Annotated in this window: 3 protein-coding genes; 2 read left to right on the forward strand and 1 reads right to left on the reverse strand. The window is 44.3% G+C overall.

Annotated features, from left to right (window positions below):
• Window positions 1–215 precede the first annotated feature (215 nt).
• Window positions 216–1,043, forward strand: a complete 828-nt coding sequence (locus LC574_RS32390; protein WP_229457696.1) for a TrbI/VirB10 family protein — start codon at window positions 216–218, stop codon at window positions 1,041–1,043.
• 174 nt (window positions 1,044–1,217) lie between these two features.
• Window positions 1,218–2,087 carry a hypothetical protein gene (locus tag LC574_RS32395; RefSeq protein WP_229457697.1) on the forward strand — a complete coding sequence of 290 codons (870 nt, stop codon included), beginning with the start codon at window positions 1,218–1,220 and terminating at the stop codon, window positions 2,085–2,087.
• 41 nt (window positions 2,088–2,128) lie between these two features.
• Here the strand turns inward: LC574_RS32395 and LC574_RS32400 are convergent.
• Window positions 2,129–3,311, reverse strand: a 1,183-nt coding sequence (locus LC574_RS32400) for an ATP-binding protein (protein WP_229457698.1), incomplete at its 5' end; no start/stop codon positions are given.

Here is a 3,311-nt window from a genome sequence, read left to right on the forward strand (position 1 = left end):
GATTTGCGACTGTCCCAGGCTAGCTAGTTGGCTCCACTGCTGGAAAGGATCGACATTACTTTCAAGCTTCAACACCAATACGACAGCCTGAAAGTAATGTCGATCCTTTCCAGCAGTGGAGCCAACTAGCTAGCCTGGGACAGTCGCAAATCGGTAACTCTAAAGCACCTGAAACTCAGTCAGAAGTAGCTGTTAACACTCAAACTCCAACAGGCTTGAAACCAACAGCTAGGACATCCATTTCCACTCCTGAAGACCCTGGTATTCAAACAGTTTTAATTGGCTCCAAAAGCACTGACAGTAAAACTGATAACTTGACTCCAGGAATGGTAGGTATCCTCAATCGCACCCCTGTAGCTACAACCAATCTCAATGTCAATGAAACTAAAGAGGTAGCGCTGGGTACATCTGCCCCAGGTAGAATTATCATGCCGATGATTTGGGATCAGGGAGGGAATAATCAGAGCGATCGCTTTGCTATCGAGTTAACCAAACCTCTCACAGCCACAAATGGCACGGTGGCACTCCCGGCTGGTACTGTTTTAGTAACGAAAACAGTGGCAGTAGGTAAAAAGAATAACTTAGTATCTGCAAGTGCGATCGCGCTGATTTACCCTGACTCCCAAGGCACGGTCAAACAGGAAAGCATTCCGGCTGAGACTCTGTTAATTCGCGGTCGAGGACAGCAACCGTTAATTGCTAAAAAGCTGAATGATGTGGGGACAGATATTGCCCAACAAGATTTGTTAGTTGGATTACTCAGTAGTTTGGGTAAAGTGGGAAGCATAGTGAATCAGCCCCGCACTCAATCTAGCACTGTTGTTTCTAGTGGCACTTTTAACCAAAGTACTATTACTAGTAACTCTAATCCTCAGATTTGGGCGGCGGCGTTGGAAGGCTTTTTTAGTCCAGTCAGTGAACGTCTGTCTAGACGCTCTGACCAAGCAGTACAGGAATTACTACAACGTCCAAATATCCAGTTTTTACCTGAAGGTACAGAAGTCTCGGTTGTCGTCAATAGTTTTTTGAAAGTTGAACGATGAGACCAATTTGGTATAAGTAGCCAGCAATTTAAAATTCAAACAAATTGGAATCGATTCATGTACAGCAACGCTTGGCTTTTGAATAGATACAAACTGAACGTTCTACAACTTAATCTTTAAGATTACTGGAACAGCCTATAAGTCAAAACTTCTAGTCCAAAATTCAAAATTGGTATGAAACAATTTGCCACTCTTGTTATTGCTAGCACCACAATACTATTTGGGTTGACAATACCTGTTGTACAGGCACAAGCACAAACTCCTGCATATCGCTTGATTGAACGGGATATGGCTGCAAGCAGCAGGATTCAGGTTCAAATTACTCCAGGACGTGCTACGCCTATTAGCTTCACTCAAACCGACGAGGCGATCGCCTACATTTTGGTAGCAGACCCTTCACGACTCGTCTACACCACAGATACAGATTTAAAAAGCGGACGCGCCACAACCATCTTTCTGAGGGCAATCCAACCGCTAAAGTTTCCAGGGGCTACCACTACTGCCATTACTAACTTACTTGTCCAAACTATAGACAAAACGGGACAAAAGCGACTCTACAACTTCGATATCGTTCCAAAGTGTAGAAACACTGAGTATGTTGGTATTCAGATTGCAAATGCGTTGGTCGTACCCTTACAGGGAAGCAAGCTACGCATAGCGGACGCACCAGAAGACGTTGCCGTACCCCTACGGGGAAGCAAGCTACGCGCAGCGTCTCCGATAGGCTTCGGCACTGCACGTAGACGCCGAACAGCTTCTGAAAGTAGCGCAATCGCTGGACAACAGACACTATTAATAGATAAAAATCGCAGAGCGAGAGTAGATGATATTGAAACCGGGCTGAGAATTGCTATTAATCGGGGTTACACCAACAAAAGCGATCCAGTTGTTCCTAAAGTGCAGCAAGTTTTAGAGCTATTGCGAAATAGCAGAGTAACAATCCCAGAAGCAGCTAAATCTGTTGGTGTTCCAGTTGAGGTTATTTCTGAATTAGGAAGAATCGCCTTAAATGACCGCTTACTCAGACTAGGACAGCAGCGCTAGAGGTGATGCACTGGTTAAAATAGAAAGGAATTGACATTTGATCAAGTTTTTAATACCTCAATGATCTTGTCCACAAGTTCCATTGGCTCAATTGGCTTGGTAATAAAAAGTTGAAACCCTGCTTTTAAAATACGTTGCTCATTTTTGGCTTCAGCAAAAGCAGTGAGAGCGATCGCTGGAATTTGTCCCCCTTGCTCTATAGTGCGGGAGCGAACCTGACGAATCAAGGTAAAGCCATCCTCATCTGGCATACTGATATCACTAATCAGTAGAGCCGGCGATTGCTGTTCTAAAAGTGCCAATGCTTCTTTTACTGATGCTGCCACTAATACATCTGCCCCGGCACTCTGAAGAACAGTCTGCATTAACATCCGAGCATCTGCATCGTCATCCACAACTAGAATGCACAAGTTCTGCAATTGGGCAATTTTCTGATTGCCATGTAGCAATTCTCCTAGTACTAGTTCATCATTGCTCAACTGCGTTGTCATTGTCACGATAGGTAGCCTCACCGTGAATGTCGAACCTTTGCCCAATCCCGCACTGGCTGCTGTGATATTGCCATTGTGGAGTTCTACAATTGTGAGAGCGATCGCAAGTCCTAACCCCAATCCTCCAGCAGAACGAGTAGTGGAAGCATCACGCTGACTAAACCGTTCAAAGACGAATGGTATAAATTCTGCTTCTATACCCCTCCCTCGATCAATAACAGTAATCTGAGCTTGAGACTCAACTTGTTCCAACCTCACCTCTACACTTTCATTCTTGGAACTAAACTTGATTGCATTTGAAAGCAAATTCCAAACCACCTGTTGTAAACGAATCGCATCACCTAAAACGTTGGACACATCAGTATCAAGATGTAACTGAATTTGAATGCCCTTTGTTTGGGCTGACAATCGAATAGTATCTGCTGCTGACCGAATTACACTTGCTAGATCAACAGGTTCGATTTCCAAATTCATTTCGACCTTCTGCATCCTAGCCAAATCCAGCAAATCGTCAATTAAGCGAACTTGCAGACGGGCATTCCGCTCAATCGTTTCCAGTCCCTCAATTTTCAGTGCTTCATCCATCTCATGTTCAGTTAGCAATAGTTGCGCCCAGCCGTGAAGATTATGCATGGGAGTACGTAACTCATGAGACAAGACAGCGACGAATTCATCCTTTACTCGATTTATTTCTGCCAGTTCCTCAGTCTTTTGTCTCAGTTCTTCCTCTACA

Origin of the sequence: Nostoc sp. CHAB 5715 (genome assembly GCF_020829685.1) — a bacterium.
Classification (GTDB): domain Bacteria; phylum Cyanobacteriota; class Cyanobacteriia; order Cyanobacteriales; family Nostocaceae; genus Nostoc.

What these genes read in the sequence shown, in the direction of transcription:
- LC574_RS32395 (WP_229457697.1), top strand. Translation starts at nt 1,218, where the DNA reads ATGAAACAATTTGCCACTCTTGTTATTGCTAGCACCACAATACTATTT.